Annotated in this window: 15 protein-coding genes, 1 tRNA gene and 1 pseudogene; 5 read left to right on the top strand and 12 right to left on the bottom strand. The window is 51.4% G+C overall.

The window, feature by feature from the left end:
* Nucleotides 1–41 precede the first annotated feature (41 nt).
* The 11 genes from A918_RS0117155 to rplU form a co-directional block, all read right to left on the bottom strand.
* Nucleotides 42–1,379 carry a S41 family peptidase gene (locus tag A918_RS0117155; protein WP_022712243.1) on the bottom strand — a complete coding sequence of 446 codons (1,338 nt, stop codon included), beginning with the start codon at nucleotides 1,377–1,379 and terminating at the stop codon, nucleotides 42–44.
* Nucleotides 1,369–2,739, bottom strand: coding sequence for a murein hydrolase activator EnvC (locus tag A918_RS0117150; RefSeq protein WP_022712242.1), 1,371 nt, complete (start codon nucleotides 2,737–2,739; stop codon nucleotides 1,369–1,371). Before A918_RS0117150 ends, A918_RS0117155 begins: the two co-directional genes overlap by 11 nt.
* Before the next feature lie 158 nt (nucleotides 2,740–2,897).
* Nucleotides 2,898–3,380: a 23S rRNA (pseudouridine(1915)-N(3))-methyltransferase RlmH gene (rlmH, locus tag A918_RS0117145; RefSeq protein ID WP_028233941.1), complete on the bottom strand. Its 483-nt coding sequence runs from the start codon at nucleotides 3,378–3,380 to the stop codon at nucleotides 2,898–2,900.
* Nucleotides 3,381–3,475: 95 nt separating this feature from the next.
* Nucleotides 3,476–3,901 carry a ribosome silencing factor gene (rsfS, locus tag A918_RS0117140; RefSeq protein ID WP_028233940.1) on the bottom strand — a complete coding sequence of 142 codons (426 nt, stop codon included), beginning with the start codon at nucleotides 3,899–3,901 and terminating at the stop codon, nucleotides 3,476–3,478.
* 138 nt (nucleotides 3,902–4,039) lie between these two features.
* Nucleotides 4,040–4,699: a nicotinate-nucleotide adenylyltransferase gene (locus A918_RS0117135; RefSeq protein ID WP_028233939.1), complete on the bottom strand. Its 660-nt coding sequence runs from the start codon at nucleotides 4,697–4,699 to the stop codon at nucleotides 4,040–4,042.
* A 20-nt stretch (nucleotides 4,700–4,719) separates the two neighbouring features.
* Nucleotides 4,720–6,000, bottom strand: coding sequence for a glutamate-5-semialdehyde dehydrogenase (locus A918_RS0117130; RefSeq protein WP_022712239.1), 1,281 nt, complete (start codon nucleotides 5,998–6,000; stop codon nucleotides 4,720–4,722).
* Nucleotides 5,990–7,159, bottom strand: a complete 1,170-nt coding sequence (gene proB / locus A918_RS0117125; RefSeq protein ID WP_022712238.1) for a glutamate 5-kinase — start codon at nucleotides 7,157–7,159, stop codon at nucleotides 5,990–5,992. The genes A918_RS0117130 and proB overlap by 11 nt, the downstream gene beginning before the upstream one ends.
* A gap of 7 nt (nucleotides 7,160–7,166) precedes the next feature.
* Nucleotides 7,167–8,225 (bottom strand): GTPase ObgE, encoded by a 1,059-nt coding sequence (obgE, locus tag A918_RS0117120; protein ID WP_022712237.1) that lies wholly within the window; start codon nucleotides 8,223–8,225, stop codon nucleotides 7,167–7,169.
* Between the two features lie 227 nt (nucleotides 8,226–8,452).
* Nucleotides 8,453–9,124: a GNAT family N-acetyltransferase gene (locus A918_RS20925; RefSeq protein ID WP_022712236.1), complete on the bottom strand. Its 672-nt coding sequence runs from the start codon at nucleotides 9,122–9,124 to the stop codon at nucleotides 8,453–8,455.
* Nucleotides 9,125–9,265: 141 nt separating this feature from the next.
* Nucleotides 9,266–9,535, bottom strand: coding sequence for a 50S ribosomal protein L27 (rpmA, locus tag A918_RS0117110; RefSeq protein ID WP_022712235.1), 270 nt, complete (start codon nucleotides 9,533–9,535; stop codon nucleotides 9,266–9,268).
* Between the two features lie 24 nt (nucleotides 9,536–9,559).
* Nucleotides 9,560–9,943: a 50S ribosomal protein L21 gene (gene rplU / locus A918_RS0117105; protein WP_022712234.1), complete on the bottom strand. Its 384-nt coding sequence runs from the start codon at nucleotides 9,941–9,943 to the stop codon at nucleotides 9,560–9,562.
* Nucleotides 9,944–10,311: 368 nt separating this feature from the next.
* Between rplU and A918_RS0117100 the strand changes: the two genes are divergently transcribed.
* Nucleotides 10,312–10,401 (top strand) — tRNA-Ser (locus tag A918_RS0117100).
* Nucleotides 10,402–10,679: 278 nt separating this feature from the next.
* On the opposite strand, the gene A918_RS0117095 is transcribed toward A918_RS0117100, so the two are convergent.
* Nucleotides 10,680–13,136 carry a bifunctional diguanylate cyclase/phosphodiesterase gene (locus tag A918_RS0117095; RefSeq protein WP_022712233.1) on the bottom strand — a complete coding sequence of 819 codons (2,457 nt, stop codon included), beginning with the start codon at nucleotides 13,134–13,136 and terminating at the stop codon, nucleotides 10,680–10,682.
* Nucleotides 13,137–13,425: 289 nt separating this feature from the next.
* On the opposite strand from A918_RS0117095, the gene A918_RS22475 reads away from it, so the two are divergent.
* From A918_RS22475 to A918_RS0117075, 4 genes and pseudogenes are all read left to right on the top strand, one after another.
* The gene (locus A918_RS22475; RefSeq protein WP_022712232.1) at nucleotides 13,426–13,701 is read left to right on the top strand and encodes a hypothetical protein; all 276 of its coding nucleotides are present in this window, start codon (nucleotides 13,426–13,428) and stop codon (nucleotides 13,699–13,701) included.
* A gap of 83 nt (nucleotides 13,702–13,784) precedes the next feature.
* Nucleotides 13,785–14,228: a sugar dehydrogenase complex small subunit gene (locus tag A918_RS20920; protein ID WP_033316226.1), complete on the top strand. Its 444-nt coding sequence runs from the start codon at nucleotides 13,785–13,787 to the stop codon at nucleotides 14,226–14,228.
* Nucleotides 14,229–14,279: 51 nt separating this feature from the next.
* Nucleotides 14,280–15,896: a GMC family oxidoreductase gene (locus A918_RS0117080; RefSeq protein ID WP_022712230.1), complete on the top strand. Its 1,617-nt coding sequence runs from the start codon at nucleotides 14,280–14,282 to the stop codon at nucleotides 15,894–15,896.
* A 90-nt stretch (nucleotides 15,897–15,986) separates the two neighbouring features.
* Nucleotides 15,987–16,289, top strand: a pseudogene (locus tag A918_RS0117075) (site-specific integrase); the annotation flags it as partial.
* Nucleotides 16,290–16,375: the final 86 nt, after the last annotated feature.

The following is a 16,375-nucleotide window of genomic DNA, read 5'->3' as shown; positions in this document are numbered from 1 at the left end:
AAACGCGGGGACTGCCCCGCGTTTTTCTGAAGTGTACAAGCTTATTGTTTATCAGGCTTTGGCAGATCTTTCTTAGGATCCGGCGGGAATGCCGCATTGGCCATTTCACCGCGCAGCAGCTTCAGAGCCTCGCCCAGCTGAATGTCGTCCTTTGGCTCCAGCGGCACATAGGCCGAAGAACCTGAACCACTGTCATCTTCCTCAGCACCCTTGATATGGCCTTTCAGTCCGGCCTCACCTTTGGTTGTGACATCACGGCCTTTCAGCTCATCCGGCAGCGGCTGTTCCACCTTGATATCCGGTGTAATGCCCTTGCCCTGAATCGACTTGCCCGATGGTGTGTAATAGAGCGCTGTCGTCAGACGCAGCGAACCGTTTTCACCAAGCGGAATGATGGTCTGCACAGAACCCTTACCGAAAGACTGTGTCCCCAGAACCGTTGCACGACGGTGATCCTGCAAGGCACCGGCCACAATTTCAGACGCACTGGCCGAACCGCCATTGATCAGAACGATAACAGGTTTGCCTTTGGTCAGATCGCCTGCACGGGCATCAAAACGGGTAACATCCTGCGGGTCACGGCCACGGGTGGAAACAACCTCGCCCTTGTCAAGGAACGCATCCGATACAGACACAGCCTGATCGAGCAGACCACCCGGATTGAGACGCAGATCGAGCACATAGCCTTTGAGCTTGTTTTCAGGAATCTGTGACTGAATATCCTTGATCGCTTTTGTCAGATCGTCAGAGGTCTTCTCGGTGAAGGAAATCACACGCAGATAACCGACATCATTCTCAACGCGGTAACGAACAGCTTTGACCTTGATGATCGCGCGTTTGATCGACAGTTTGATCGGCTTGTCTGCACCCTGACGGATCAGGGTCAGTTCAATCGCCTCATCAACCGGCCCGCGCATCTTGTCAACAGCATCATTCAGCGACAAGCCGCGCACTTCCGCGCCATTGATCTGCGTGATCAGGTCACCGGCGAGAACGCCGGCTTTCGATGCCGGTGTGTCATCAATCGGTGCAATGACCTTAACCAGATCATTTTCCATAGTCACTTCGATACCAAGACCGCCGAACTCACCCTTGGTCTGCACGCGCATATCCTGCGCTGCTTCAGGGTTGAGATAGGAGGAATGCGGATCAAGCGAGGTCAGCATACCGTTGATGGCGGTTTCTATCAGCTTCTTATCTTCCGGCGGCGTCACATATTGCTGGCGCACACGTTCAAAAATATCGCCGAAAATTGCGAGTTCTTTATAGGTATCATTACTGGCAGCATTTGCACTTGAAGCCGGAGCCCCCTGCACAGCAACCATCGCCGAAGCCCCCATCAAGGCACCTGCGAAAAGAAGCGACAGTTTACGTATCATCTTGTGTCCTTCCGGAATGCCTGTCGGTCCACCACGGGGTCGGATCGACGGATTTCCCATCTTTTCGAAATTCTATGTAAAGCATCGGTGAAGAATTACCACTCCCCAGTGAAGCAACACTGGTTAAAAGCTTATCTCCCATGGTTCCGACCGGCTCACCCGCCAGCACAAACCGGCCCTGCGCAACATTGATTCTGCTTAATCCTGCCATCACGATATGATATCCGCTGCCAACATCAAGGATTAAGAGTTGTCCGTAGGAACGAAAGGGCCCCGCATAAAGTACAACGCCATCAGAAGGTGACGTAATCGTGGCGTTTTGCGGCGTTTGCAGCATTTCTCCTGCACGCGGGCGGCCAAAATCATCTTTCTGACCAAATTTTTGTACGATCTTACCGCTGGCCGGTAGCACAAGCTGCCCGCGCAGAGATGCAAAATTCGCACGGGACACCAGCGAATTCTCGCCGGACTGTGCTGCGCGCTCCTGCCCGTCGGCCAGTCGCTGCTGCTCGGCATCGCGTGCGGCATCGGCTGCCGTGCGGACTTTATCCATCCGCTCCTGCAACGAGGCAATCAGATCTTTCAGGCTGGTTGCTTTTTTCGCCAGTTCTGCGGCATGGGCACGTTCAGTCTGCAATTCTTCTTCAGACTGGCTGTAAAGCTTTTGCTTTTCTTCCAGCAGTAATTCCTGTTTCTGGCGCTCTTCAAGTTGCGCAGTGCGGCTGGCAATCAGCCGCTCCTGCTCGTCTTTGATCGAAGCCTGCAAGCGCTGCATCTCTTTCAGATCAGCCATCAGTTCCAGCGTCTGCGCCCGCATTTCCGGCACCACCGCACCGAGCAGCACGGCAGAACGCACAGAAGACAGCGCATCATCAGGGCGCACCAGAATAGCAGGCGGCGGGTTCAGTCCCATACGCTGCAAAGCTGCCAGTACTTCCGCCAGAACTTTACGGCGGGAACGCAAGGATAGCCGGATACCGTCTTCCTGCTCGCTGAGCGCAGTCAGTTTCTGCCCCGCGGCCTCAATATCTTCCGAGAGTTTCTTGTCTGTCTTGGCAGACTGGATCAATGCGGCAGTAATTGTTGCCTGATCTTTTTTCAGTTCTGAAACGCTTGTTTCCAGCTGCTGCAGTTTTTCTTTGGAAAGCGCAATCTCGCTGTTGATAGCATCCAGACTGCCCGAGACTTTTTGATGCTGTTCTTCCAGCGGCACCGGCGGAGGAGCGGATGGTGCTGCCTCCTGCGCAAGAGCCGGAACCGGCAACAGCAGCAACAAACCGGCAGAAAACACGCATCTGGCCTGTCCGGCACAAATGCGGCTCATCTTAAAAAGCCGGAAGGAAATGCTGCTGTTATTCATCAAAATTCGAATACTGATCCGTTGCGATCACTCAGTTATAGCGGTGAATCTATAACAAAGATTATCCGTGTCAAAATCCGTCTGTAAATGCTCTATTTATTTGTGATTACGCGTATCTTATCCAGAAACCGCTTCACATTTTTCGGGATACGCTCAAATTACACCCGATGATACGGATGTCCGGAAAGAATAGTCACCGCACGGTATAATTGCTCGGCAATCAGAATACGTGCCAGCTGATGCGGCCAAGTCATCTTGCCCATCGCCAGCACCAGATCTGCCCGCGCCCGCAATTGCGGATCATGACCGTCGGGCCCGCCGATCGCTAAAATCAGCTGCCTCTTGCCGCCGTCACGGATTTTTCCCATTTGCTCGGCAAAGGCTTCAGAACCAAGTTCTTTGCCGCGCTCATCCAGCAGGATCAGAGCTGCGCCATTATCCAGAGCTTCATAAACACGTGCAGCTTCATCGGCCTTACGCTGATCCGCATTGCCGCTCCTGCTTTCGGTAATCTCACTGACGCCGGTAAACTCAAATCCCAAGGCCGTTCCGGACTTGGCAAAACGGTCAAAATAACGCTCGACCAGTTCCCGCTCGGGACCGGCTTTCATTTTTCCAACCGCAAAAACTGTAACACGCATAATCAAAAAACCTCTGCCTGCCATAGCATGTCAGGCAGTTTGAGCAGCATGCCGTCACAATCCGGCATGCCTGATCTTACAAATCATCGTGCAAATTAATGCACTGACTTTTTACGCGGATTAAATTCATCCGCTTCCGGTGTGAGCCAGATTTTTTCGATATTATAGAACTCACGGACTTCCGGATGGAAAATGTGGATGATGATATCACCCGTATCGACCAGAACCCAGTCTGCTGCTTCAAGACCTTCGATCTGAACATCACGCACACCGATTTCTTTCAGCGCACGCAGCATATGATCGGCCACAGCACCGACATGGCGCTGGGAGCGACCGGAAGCGATCACCATATAATCGCCCAAAGCGGATTTACCGCGCAGATCAATGGAAATGATATCTTCTGCCTTGGAGTCATCAAGGCTTGCAAGCAGAACCTCTAAAGCATGAGACACAGTGGCTTCGCCGCTGACCTCAGCTGGTGAAGGCGTGGTAACACCCTTCTTTTCAATTGCTGTTCTCAATGAGTACCTTTCCGTAAAGAACAACGCCACACGGCAACTACTCCCCGTGTAACTATAAAAGTGGCAGAGTCCTGTGTCTGTTTCAAGACACAGGCTCATGGAAATTTGACAGGAAAAATAACCTGCTGATTTTGCGTCTTATTCTCTCATCTCTTGCCGGCGCAATTGCGTGGATGAAAGATCAGACTGCGGCCCGTGGATAAAAACCCACGCCGGAGCCGTCTGTGTTGCAAGTTTTGCAGCCTCTGTTTCAGGCAGGCGTGCCGCCTCAAATTGCTGCGCCATCACGGAATCTTCCGCCGCCATATTCGAACCCGGCCGGTTGATGACAGCAATCGGATAGGTACGGGCAATCTCATCCCATTCCTGCCAGTGATGGAAATTCATCAGATTATCCGCGCCCATAATCCAGACCAGATGCTTATCCGGATTGTGTTTGCGCACCAGCGCCAGCGTATCTGCCGTATAGCGCACCTGATAACTGGCTTCAAATGCCGTCACATGAATACGCTTATCAGTGATAAGCTCTTCACTCAGCGCAATGCGCCTGGACAGCGGCGCCAGTTCACTCACATCTTTCAGCGGATTGCCGGGTGTCACCACCCACCAGACCTGATCCAGCCCCAGCCGTTCCAGTGCCAATTCTGCCACCAGAACATGGCCTGCATGAGGCGGATTGAAAGAACCGCCGAACAGACCGATTTTAGCGCCAGCCGGTGCAACAGGCATGTGCAGATAGTCTTCAGCAACATCCTGAAACGCTTGCGGCACTGCGGTCTTGCCTGATTGATCTTTCACTGGTTTGGACATGCGTGTGTTTAAACCCGTGTCTGTCCGTTACCGCGCACGCGGTATTTAAACGAAGTGAGCTGTTCCACACCAACCGGTCCGCGCGCATGCATTTTACCGGTCGCGATACCGATTTCCGCGCCCATGCCAAACTCACCACCATCGGCAAATTGCGTTGAAGCATTGTGCAGCAAAATGGCTGAATCAATCTCGTTAAAGAACCGCTCAACCACCGCAGCATCTTCAGCAATCACGGATTCAGTATGATGGGATGAATAGCGGTTGATATGCGTCAGCGCACCATCAATTCCGTCAACCAGCGCCACGGAAATGATCGCATCCAAATATTCCGTTGACCAGTCTTCCGCAGTCGCCGGTTCAGCCTGAGAATATAGCGCGCATACTTCTGCATCACCACGGATCACACAACCTACTTTTGCCAGTTCATCCAATACCGGCACCAGATGCGTCTCAGCCACTTTGCGATCAACCAGCAAAGTCTCTGCTGCGCCACAAATACCAGTGCGGCGCATTTTGGCATTGAGAACGATCTTCTTTGCCATTTCCAGATCAGCGCTGGCATCAATATAAACATGGCACAGGCCTTCGAGATGCGCGAAAACCGGCACCCGCGCCTCTTCCTGCACACGGGCAACAAGGCTTTTGCCACCGCGTGGTACAATCACATCAATCGCACCGTTCAGACCTTTGAGCATTTCACCGACTGCAGCGCGGTCTGTCACCGGCACCATCTGAATGGCAGCTTCCGGCAGACCTGCGGCCTTCAAGCCTTCAGCCAATGCGGCATGAATTTCACGGGATGAATGGGCGGAATCCGAACCACCACGCAGGATCACCGCATTGCCGGCTTTCAGGCAGAGCGCACCGGCATCAGCTGTCACATTCGGACGGCTTTCATAAATCACGCCGATCACGCCAAGCGGCGTGCGTACGCGTTCAATATGCAGACCATTCGGGCGATCCCATTCGGTCATCACTTCACCGACCGGATCTCTCAGGGCTGCAATCGCGCGAATACCATCGGCCATTGCACGGATACGTGTTTCATCCAGTTTCAGTCGGTCAATGAAAGACGCAGCAGTGTCGGCAGCTTCCGCTGCTGCAACATCCAGCACATTGGCATTGAGGATCAGGTCTTTGCGACGCAGCAAGGCATCGGCCATAGCAATCAAAGCTGCATGTTTGCGCTCGGCACTGGCAATCGCCAGCGGGCCAGCCGCAGCACGCGCTTTGCGGCCAAGCTCTGCCATCAGTTCAGCAACTGCCAGAGTGTCCTGCTTATCCTGCATCGCACATTTCCCCCTCAGCACTCACAGCACCTTGCGCACGGCTGCCACGGATCACCAGATCATTTCGATGCACCATCGAAGAACGCGCGAAATAGCCGAGAATTTCCTCAATCTCACCGCTCTTATGACCGGCGATCTTCACGGCATCGACAGCATCATAACCAGCCAGACCACGGGCAACCTCACGGCCTTCCAAGTTGAGAATGGAAACCGTATCGCCGCGCTGGAAATCACCGCGTACTTCCCGCACACCGGCGGGCAAAAGAGACTTACCGGACTTCAGTGCCTTCAAAGCACCATCATCAATCACCAATTGCCCTGCTGCATCGAGATGACCGGAAATCCAGACTTTCCATGCATTAACCGGCGCATCGGAGGCTTTGAACAGGGTTGACCGGTCACCACGATCAATTGCCGCCAGCGGGTTCATCCGCGCACCGGAGGTGATAATCATCGCAGTTCCGGCCGCATTGGCAATCTTACCGGCATCCAGCTTGGTCTTCATACCACCACGCGACAATTCAGATGCGGCGGCACCAGCCATAGCTTCAATATCCGGCGTGATTGCTTCCACTACCGGCAGAAACTGCGCATTCGGATCTTTATGCGGCGGCGCGGTATAAAGGCCGTCAATATCAGACAGCAGAATGAGCAGATCCGCACCGATCATGGTAGCAACACGGGCAGCTAAGCGATCATTATCGCCATAACGGATTTCATTGGTCGCTACCGTATCATTCTCATTGATAACCGGCACGGCCTTGAGTTTCAGCAGCGTTTCAATCGTTGCGCGGGCATTAAGATAGCGGCGGCGCTCTTCCGTATCAGACAATGTGAGCAGCACCTGCCCTGCCATGATCTGATGGGCACCCAGCACATCAGCATAGGCTTTCGCCAATGCAATCTGCCCTGCTGCTGCTGATGCCTGACTTTCTTCAAGTTTCAACGTACCTGACGGTAGTCCCAGAACCGTGCGCCCCAATGCAACCGCACCGGATGACACCACCAGCACTTCAATGCCTTGCGCCTGCAAAGCCGCAATATCGGCAGCAAGACTTGTCAGCCAGTTCTGCTTCAGCCCCTGAGCACGATCAACCAGAAGCGCCGAGCCGATTTTGATAACAATACGACGATAATTCTTCAGCGCCCCGATCGTCATGATCTGCTCACTTACCTTTATAATCCGACTTGGCTTTAGCGTCCGCTTTCGCAGCTTCCTGATCCGCCTCTTCCGCACGGCTCTGATCAATAATACGTGCCAGTTTGCGTAGCGTTGTCTCAATACCTTCACGGCTCACAGCCGACAGCAACAACGGTTCACGACCACACGCTTTTTTCAACGCCTTCATTTTGTCTTTGCGCGCATCGGGATCAAGCGTATCTGCCTGTGACAATGCGACAATCTCAATCTTATCGGTCAGACCATGACCATAAGCTTCCAGCTCGCCGCGAATAACCTTATAGGCCTTCGCCACATCTTCTTCCTGTGCCGAAACCAGATGCAGCAGCACACGGGTGCGCTCCACATGACCGAGGAAACGGTCACCAAGACCAATGCCTTCGCTCGCACCTTCGATCAGACCCGGAATATCCGCGATCACAAATTCACGCGCATCCACACGGGCAACACCAAGATTCGGATGCAGCGTAGTGAAAGGATAGTCAGCGATCTTCGGCTTGGCAGCAGTCACACTGGCAAGAAAAGTCGATTTACCGGCATTTGGCAGACCAACGAGACCGGCATCCGCAATCAGCTTCAGGCGCAGCCACAAGGTGCGCTCAATACCTTCCAGACCCGGATTGGCACGACGCGGCGCCTGATTGGTCGAGGTTTTGAAATGCAGGTTACCGAAACCACCATTACCGCCTTTGGCAAGACGGTAGCGCTGTCCGACTGTGGTCAGATCGCAGATCAGCGTTTCATTGTCTTCTTCAAAAATCTGCGTGCCGACCGGCACTTTCAGAATAACGTCATCGCCTTTACCGCCGGTCATATTACGACCCATGCCGTGCATACCGGTTTTCGCCCGGAAATGCTGCTGATAACGATAATCGATCAGTGTATTCAGACCATCCACGACCACAGCCCAGACATCACCGCCGCGACCACCGTCGCCGCCGTCAGGACCACCGAATTCCAGAAACTTTTCGCGACGGAACGAAACCGCGCCAGCACCGCCATTTCCGGAGCGGATATAAATTTTTGTCTGGTCGAGGAACTTCATGTGCTTGCCTTTTCCGGCACAGGCCGGCTGTCGGATAGTCCGATATTAAGAGGTAATAAATTGCAGATATATGCGACCGCAATTTTAACTGAGATATTTAAACTGAGCCAATACAGCAAAAAACCGGACTTGAAAACCGCCGCCCGCTGCAGTTGCAAACTATAGTTTCAGTGCAGACGCACACAAAGTGAGCAGCGGCTTTTATCCTTATGTCGCAGTGCAGAGCATTATTGCCCTGCACCACGCAATTCCAGCCATTGCTGACGGGTCATGATATAGCACTCAACCGGCACATCTCCGTCAACAACAGAGTGACCAATGGCAGAGCCGGTATGTCTGAAACCGCATTTCTCAATCACACGCTTTGAGCCTTCATTGCGGCTTTGCGCACTGATATAAATCTGCTCCAGCGACAATTCACGGAACGACAAATCGATCAAAGCCGTTGCAGCTTCTGTGGCATAGCCTTTGCCCCAGTAAGGCTCACCCAGCCAATAGCCGATCTCATAACCGGGGCCATATTTATGATCGTGCAATGTAAGGCCGCCAATAAACTCGCCCGTATCGGCAAGTGTAATCGCATAAACAAATTGCCCGATCGCACCGGACGCTGCAAGCTTGATAAAATCAACCGCATGTTCGCGCGAATATGGATAAGGCAACCGCGCCAGCATACGCGCCACATTAATATTGTTTGCCAATGCAGCGATCGCATCAATATCTTCTTCATGCGGCGGGCGCAGCACAAGACGCTCTGTGAGCTGTACGGGGGAATCCCGCAAAGTCACTTTCGCACCATAGGCTCCTGTCAGCCCCGCACCTCTGAGGTCATCATCCGTCGCCAGTGCAGCCTGTCTGCTTTCACTTCTTAATTCTGTTCCGCTCTGCAATTTTGTCATTGTTGCTTTCAGGCCTGCCGGCCATCCTCCGGGAAAAATAAAAGGGGAGACGGCTTCCCGTCTCCCCTTCAATATTTTGTCCGTAAAGCGGCTTCATATATCGGGTTCAACAGGAACACCGGTATATGAATGGAGCACCGGTTACTCCGCAGCTTCAGCCATCGGGTTCACGGATACAAAGGTTCGGCCGTTTGCTTTTGTCTTGAAAGACACAACGCCGTCAGCCTTTGCGAACAGGGTATGATCTTTACCCATGCCGACATTTGCACCCGGATGCCACTGAGTACCGCGCTGGCGAACAATGATGTTGCCTGCGATAACAGCTTCGCTACCGAATTTTTTCACGCCAAGGCGTTTCGACTCTGAATCGCGACCGTTACGCGATGAACCGCCAGCTTTCTTATGTGCCATCGGTATTCTCCTTTAATTCGTTGATTACTCAGCAGCTTCAGCTTTTGGCGCAGCCTTTTTCGGCGCGGCCTTTGCTTTAGCGGATGGCTTTGCGCCACCGGTGAGGATTTCCGAAATGCGGATTGTCGTCAGTTCCTGACGATGACCGCGTGTACGCTTGGAGTTCTGACGGCGACGCTTCTTGAACGCGATAACTTTTTTCGCACGGCCCTGTTCAACTACTTCCGCAGTTACAACAGCACCTTCAACGCGCGGAGCACCAACAGTGGCGTTTTCACCTTCGCCAACGATCAGAACTTCTGCAAATTCTACAACATCACCGGCTTCACCGGCAACTTTTTCAACTTTAAGCACATCATTGGCGGCAACGCGATACTGCTTACCACCTGTCTTAATGACTGCGAACATTTGTTTTCCTTTCGGGTCGTTCGTTTCCGGCTCTCCCGCAAGGCAGGGACCGTCTTCTTGTCAGTCGTGACAGTTTGATTATTTATCTTAGCAAAAACATCAGTTTAAGGTCTGATAAACACACAACAAAAGTCAAAGGGGATTCTCATCCTCCTGCGACGTGGCCGCATATAGTGGCAAAAACACCGCCGCGTCAAGGTTTTTCAGACCCTAAAGCACATTATCTGCGAAATTATGGTGGGTTCGGAACGATTAGGACTTGTCTAAATCCGCTGTCCGCGTTATGAGCGCGACACACATTCAGCAAATCGCATGATTTGATATGAAAACAGATTGTTTAGTCTGAAACTTTCATATGATGACACAGCGGAGAGGTGGCTGAGTGGTTGAAAGTACCGCACTCGAAATGCGGCGTGGGGGCAACTCCATCGTGGGTTCGAATCCCACCCTCTCCGCCAGTTATTTCTATTAAATCAATCACATAACAGGAATCACGCCTTACAGATCGTATTCTGTTACGTAGCCCCTTCTTGGTATCTTATCGAGGGCCACGCGAGAGGCACGGAGGCTACATATCGCCTGATTGAAAAAACTGCCGGACTTTCTTCATAAAAGATTTAAATTCTTTATTGCTCTTGCCCTGATATAGTGGAGAGGCTATCACGCCGTGAAGACAGTGATGGTCTCAAAAAGACAGGAAGCAAACCGGTGCAAGTCCAAATCCATCCAAACGTAATCACTTTCTAGTCGGGTGACTCGGATATTGGCTACGCTCTAATAACACCTCCAATTCCGCCTTCGGAAGCGCTGGCGAAAAATAATAGCCCTGAACGAGGTCGCAACCATGGGCTGTTACGAAATCTAATTGCTCCTTGGTCTCGACCCCTTCGACCACCACTTTAAAGAACATAGCCTTTGCGAGTTTGATAATCGCTGATACCAGGTTGCATTGCTTTGTATCATACGGGACGCCGACGATAAAACTGCGGTCAATCTTGATGTAGTCGCTCGGAATATCGCGCAGATAAGAGAGAGAGGAATAACCAGTGCCGAAATCGTCAATCGCTATACTGACGCCCATACCTTTCAAGTCAAGCAGAAAAGGCGTCACTTCCTTCTCTTGTTCAATGTAGGACGATTCCGTTATCTCGATCTCAAGTTGTTGGGCGGGGAAATCGGTTCTTTCCAGAATTTTGGTTAGGACGGATGCAAAGCGCCCGAATTTGAGTTGGCTTGCCGATACATTCACCGATATGATGATAGGTGTATACCCTTCTTCCAGCCATTGTCTTCCGTCCCGGCAGGCCCGTTCAAGGACATATTCCCCGAGCGTCTCGATGAGGCCAGTTGCTTCGGCCACGGGAATGAATTCGTCCGGTGACACAACGCCAAAATTCAAATCAGTCCAACGAACCAGAGCTTCAACACCACGCATCCGGTGGTTAACGGTGTCGAATTGCGGCTGATAGTGAATTTCCAATTCGTTGTTCGCGAGTGCATTTTTCAGCTTGAGGCCAAGCTCCATATTTCGCTGCCTCTCAGTTATCAGACCTTCCTCATAGATACCTATAGAACCTCTTCTTCTTCGCTTTGCAGCGTAAACGGCTGCATTCGCTTCCCAGAAGGCATTACTGCCTCCATTGCCGCACTGGTAACTCAGTCCGATTGTGGCGGTGATAAACAATTCCAGATTTTCATCGATCCGAATAGTTTGCTCAATAGAGTCCTGAATGCATCTCAAGATGGGATCGACAGAATTTCGATCTTTTGAGTGGACGATTAGTGCAAAAGCGTCAACACTTAAATTGAACAAGGCGTCGTTCGGTCCAAGCTTCGCCTTGCTGAAAGCGCAAAGCCGCTCTGCAATGACTTGAAGAACAGTATCACCAGCTTCGTGACCATAGCTGTCGTTGATATCTCTGAAGCGGTCGAGATCAATGATAATGAGCACATAGGGCCTCCGCATACGATTCCGTAACTGCTGGTTGAGGGAATAGCGATTAGGAAGTCCCGTTAATTGGTCATGCGAAACAAGATACTCCAACTTGTCCCGCGTATCCTTCTGCTCGGTAATGTCGACCAAGGAATAGACATAAACCCCGCTGTTTAGTGCATCGGCATCAACCGGCGTAATCGACAGAATTCCAGTATGTTGCTTTTCTTGCCCAAAGACCACCTCCTGTCGCCAGCGATCTCTAGTATTTTGTGGCCAAACTGGGGAACCGCTCGCGCACCAGAACATATTCTTCAAATCAGCGGCTTCCGCAGTCTGTGATTCAATACCAAGCATGTTCTCGAACGCCGCATTTGCCTTAAGCACCATGCCGGAGTTATCGACGATGGCAAGGCCTTCCGTGGAGTTTGTAAAAACAATATCGCCACGCTGCGCATCTCGGTCTTTGGCCGCCATCTCCTTGATAAGATCGGCACTGCTGGAGGTCAAAAGACGCCAGTGGAATGTGTCGCTCTGGAGATAATCTGCGAATGCCTGCCGTTGCCAGAGCATGAATAGACCGAGCGGGATACTGAACGCGACCGCCATGAAAACCTTGCCAGGAATGCCGCCAAAAATAATAGGCACGATTTCGGCACCGAAACCGAAGGCAAGAAACAAAAAGATTACACCATCAAGAACTAAGACAAAAACAAACGCAAGAATATAAAACCCAAGAGTTGCTAACCGGTGTTTGACTTTAGTTTTTATAAATTCAAAAAAAAGAAATAACAAAAAAAGCTCAACAATAATTAGCGTCCCGCCAACGATTATTACATAAATTGAGGAAGAGAACATTCCTGACGGAACGCTATGTGCATTAATGACGTCCTCTTGTTCCAGGATGGAGCGAGTTAAGAATGATAGTGTGATCTTAAAGATATTGACGAGGATCACGAGCCTTACAAGATGCCTTAGGATGAAAGCGTTTCGCTCGACCCAAACAAACATCACAGCAGTCATCATGAAGGCCCCGTAACACAGGCTGCCTCCTGAAACGAGCACGCCCTCGATGACCTTTACGGAGTAAACACTCCCCATGAAACCGCCGATGAGCAGGGTCATCGCCAGATAAACATAAAAATGGATCTGTCGTATCGGCGCGGGAAGTGTCGTGAAATATAGCGGTAATATCGAGAGCGCCGCTATTTGAAAAGCGAGTAAGACAAACATTGGCATGTTATCGAGGTTAATCATCATGCGCGAATGCCCTCTTCTGGAATGGACTTGCACTTGTTGTGTTCCAGTTAAATGCTCATGTTATGCGACTTTTTTCTTGAACACCACAGATGCTTGCCAACCAAGCGTAGAATATCTTCAGCATTATAAAAGCCGTTTATATATTCAAAGGAGACATCTTCTTTCTGGGAAGGTCAATCCAAAATCAGCGCGAAGGTTCGCTCAAGCTGCCAGGAAATTGACAAAAACATGCAAGATTGATTCCTTTATACAGTTTCGAATTGGGGGCATCTGTATCAGGATCCCGAGAATGATCGCCCAATGGCCGTCAAACAAGATCGCCTCAGACATCGGTCTGTTTATCCGAGCTCCACGAGTGGAGGTTCACAGACGTGGCATGAAACCGCGCTGCAAATTTTTCGATACCAAAACAGACGCTGAGAAATGGGCGCGTGAACTAGAGAGTCAGGTCGACAAGTTTGGCGCAGCACCCGATACACGCATCCTTGAAACAACCACGCTCAGCGAACTCCTGGAGCGATACAAAACCGAAGTATCGCCAACCAATAGACTGAAAAAAGGCTAAGTGAATAAGATAGATAGCATTATTGCGATACCAATAATGTAAGGATAAGCTTAAAGTTCAATTTACTGGCAAGGATCAGCACTATGCCTCGAACCAAGCTTACACAAACAGCCCCCCTCACCCGGCGAAGTTTTTTATTAGCCACGTCAGCAGTTTCAGTTCTCTCACTAGCTCCATTGACAGCATGGGCTTTATCGCCAAGCTTTGATGTGGAAGCTTTCATTGCGCTATCAGAAAAACAGGTAGGATCAACAGACCTGCCCAAAGACATCGCAACAGCGATGCTGAAAGCCTATTCAGGGCTTGGCAAAGAAAATGCTCTTGCCGCTTTGGCCGCAGGAAAAAAGGATCCAGATCTGACCAATTCACTCGTGACCGCCTGGTATACTGGAGAGTCACCGGATCCCAACGATCTGCTGGTTCTAGACTATACGGAAGCGCTGATCTGGCAGGCGATGGATTACACCAAACCGATGGGATATTGCGGTGGTGCTGTAGGCTATTGGGCTGATCCGCCCGAAGCGTGATCGCAGCTGTTCTTACCCAAAATCTGCATCTCAGAAGCAAGGAACTTGCCAATGTCACAAGATATTTCGGTTGATATTTTGATTATAGGCACTGGTATTGCCGGTGCTCTTGCCGGAGCGAAACTAGCACAAAAAGGTCTCAAGGTTGCCTTTCTGGAAAGCGGCAAGCGAATTGATCGCTCAGATGCAGTGCAAACTTTCTGGAATGCCACCATCAAGGTTCCGGAATCCGCCTATCCAAACGACCTGACAGCCCCGCATCCGCTAACTCACAGGATCGGTGATTATTATCAGCAGATAGGGCCAGAAGATTTCAAATCAACCTATATCAAAGTGGTTGGTGGCACGACTTGGCATTGGCTGGGCACTACCTTACGCAATGTGCCAGCTGATTTTAAGCTCAACACTCTTTATGGCCATGCGGTAGATTGGCCGCTCGATTATGCGTCGCTCGAGCCATTTTATCTGGCCGCCGAGCAAGAAATCGGCGTTTCTGGTGATAGCGATGATGATCTTGGATCACCAAGATCAGGCGCTTTTCCGATGCCGATGATCCCGCAAACCTATCTTGACAAGCAATTTGCTAAAGCTTTGGAAGAGTCGCAGTATCACGTCCGCCCCACCCCGCAAGGACGCAATTCGGTGACAAGGGACGACCGTCCAGAATGCTGTGGTAATGGCTCATGCATTCCGGTCTGTCCGATTCAAGCAAAATACGACGCAACAGTCCATCTAGATCAAGCCGAGGCGGCAGGCGCTGTGATATATGATCAAACCACCGCAACGCGATTGAATCTCGGGGCCGACGGTCAGATTGCTTCCGTCGACTTCCGCCGCGCCGATGGCAGCACCGGCACGGTGAAAGGCAAAGTGGTGGTGGTCGCCGCCCATGCGATCGAAACACCGCGCTTGTTGTTGAACTCAGCGCAGGAAGGTGCCGCGAACGGCATTGCCAACAGCTCCGATCAGGTTGGCCGTAATCTGATGGACCACCCCAGCAAATTGAGCTGGGCCGAGACACCTGAGCCGGTCTGGCCTTACCGCGGACCGCTTTCGACTTCGGGGATTGAGAACCTTCGTGATGGCGATTTTCGCAAAATTCGCGCGGCTTTCCGCATAGAGATTGGCAATGATGGTCACAATTGGCCAACCGGTGCACCATTGTCCACCGCAACCGATCTGGTGAAACAAGGTTTGCGCGGAGCCGAACTGGACGCAGCAATCAAGAAGACAACTTCGCGGCATATTCGCCTTACTTCGCTGGTCGAGCAATCACCGGAAGCCACCAACCGCGTCACCCTCGATCCGAACAAGCGCGATGCCAATGGCATGCCTTTGCCCCGCATTCATTACGATTACTCCGATTATACTCGTGCTGGGTTAGACGCTGCTGAAGAAGCACATAATGAAGTGTTCGCCGCATTGGGAGCGACCAACGTAAATCATGCCAAGGACATCAAGGGGGCAGGTCATATCATTGGGACAGTGCGCATGGGAACGGATGCTTCAAACGCAGTTGTTGACTGTGATCTACGCAGTTTTAACCATCGTAATTTGTTTCTATTAGGCTCCGGAACATTCCCAACTTCGGCTACGGCAAATCCAACCCTCACCATTGCAGCACTATCTCTACGGGCAGTTGATGCCATTGCCGCAACGGTGAAATAGCCGTCACTATCACAGAGTGCCGGGATAATCCTTGGCTCACCCTCCGGGGCATCCTACGCATAATCTTCAATACCAGTTGGAGATTACGTAATGGCAACCATCCGGAAACTCAGAGGACGCTGGCAAGCACAAGTTCGCAGACGAGGCATGAAGCCACGCTGCAAATCGTTCAATAGCAAGACCGAAGCCGAGAAGTGGGCGCGCGAGCTAGAAAGTCAGGTCGATAAGTTCGGCGCTGCTCCAGACACACGCATTCTCGAAAGCACTACGCTCGGCGAATTAATGAAGCGATACGCTGAAGAAGTATCGCCGTCAAAGCGTGGTGCTACTCAGGAGATACAGCGTCTTGGCGTGCTTCTGCGTCACGATCTCGCTTACCGGACGCTTATAGGCTTTGAATAGCCCCGAGTTTATTAGACACTCTTCGTCTTCAGTTTGTGGTTCTGTTCAAAGTGTGCTGGTGACAGCATACCATTTCT

Origin of the sequence: Pseudochrobactrum sp. AO18b (assembly GCF_000409565.1) — a bacterium.
Classification (GTDB): Bacteria; Pseudomonadota; Alphaproteobacteria; order Rhizobiales; family Rhizobiaceae; genus Pseudochrobactrum; species Pseudochrobactrum saccharolyticum.
This window is presented reverse-complemented; position numbering and strand designations above follow the sequence as displayed.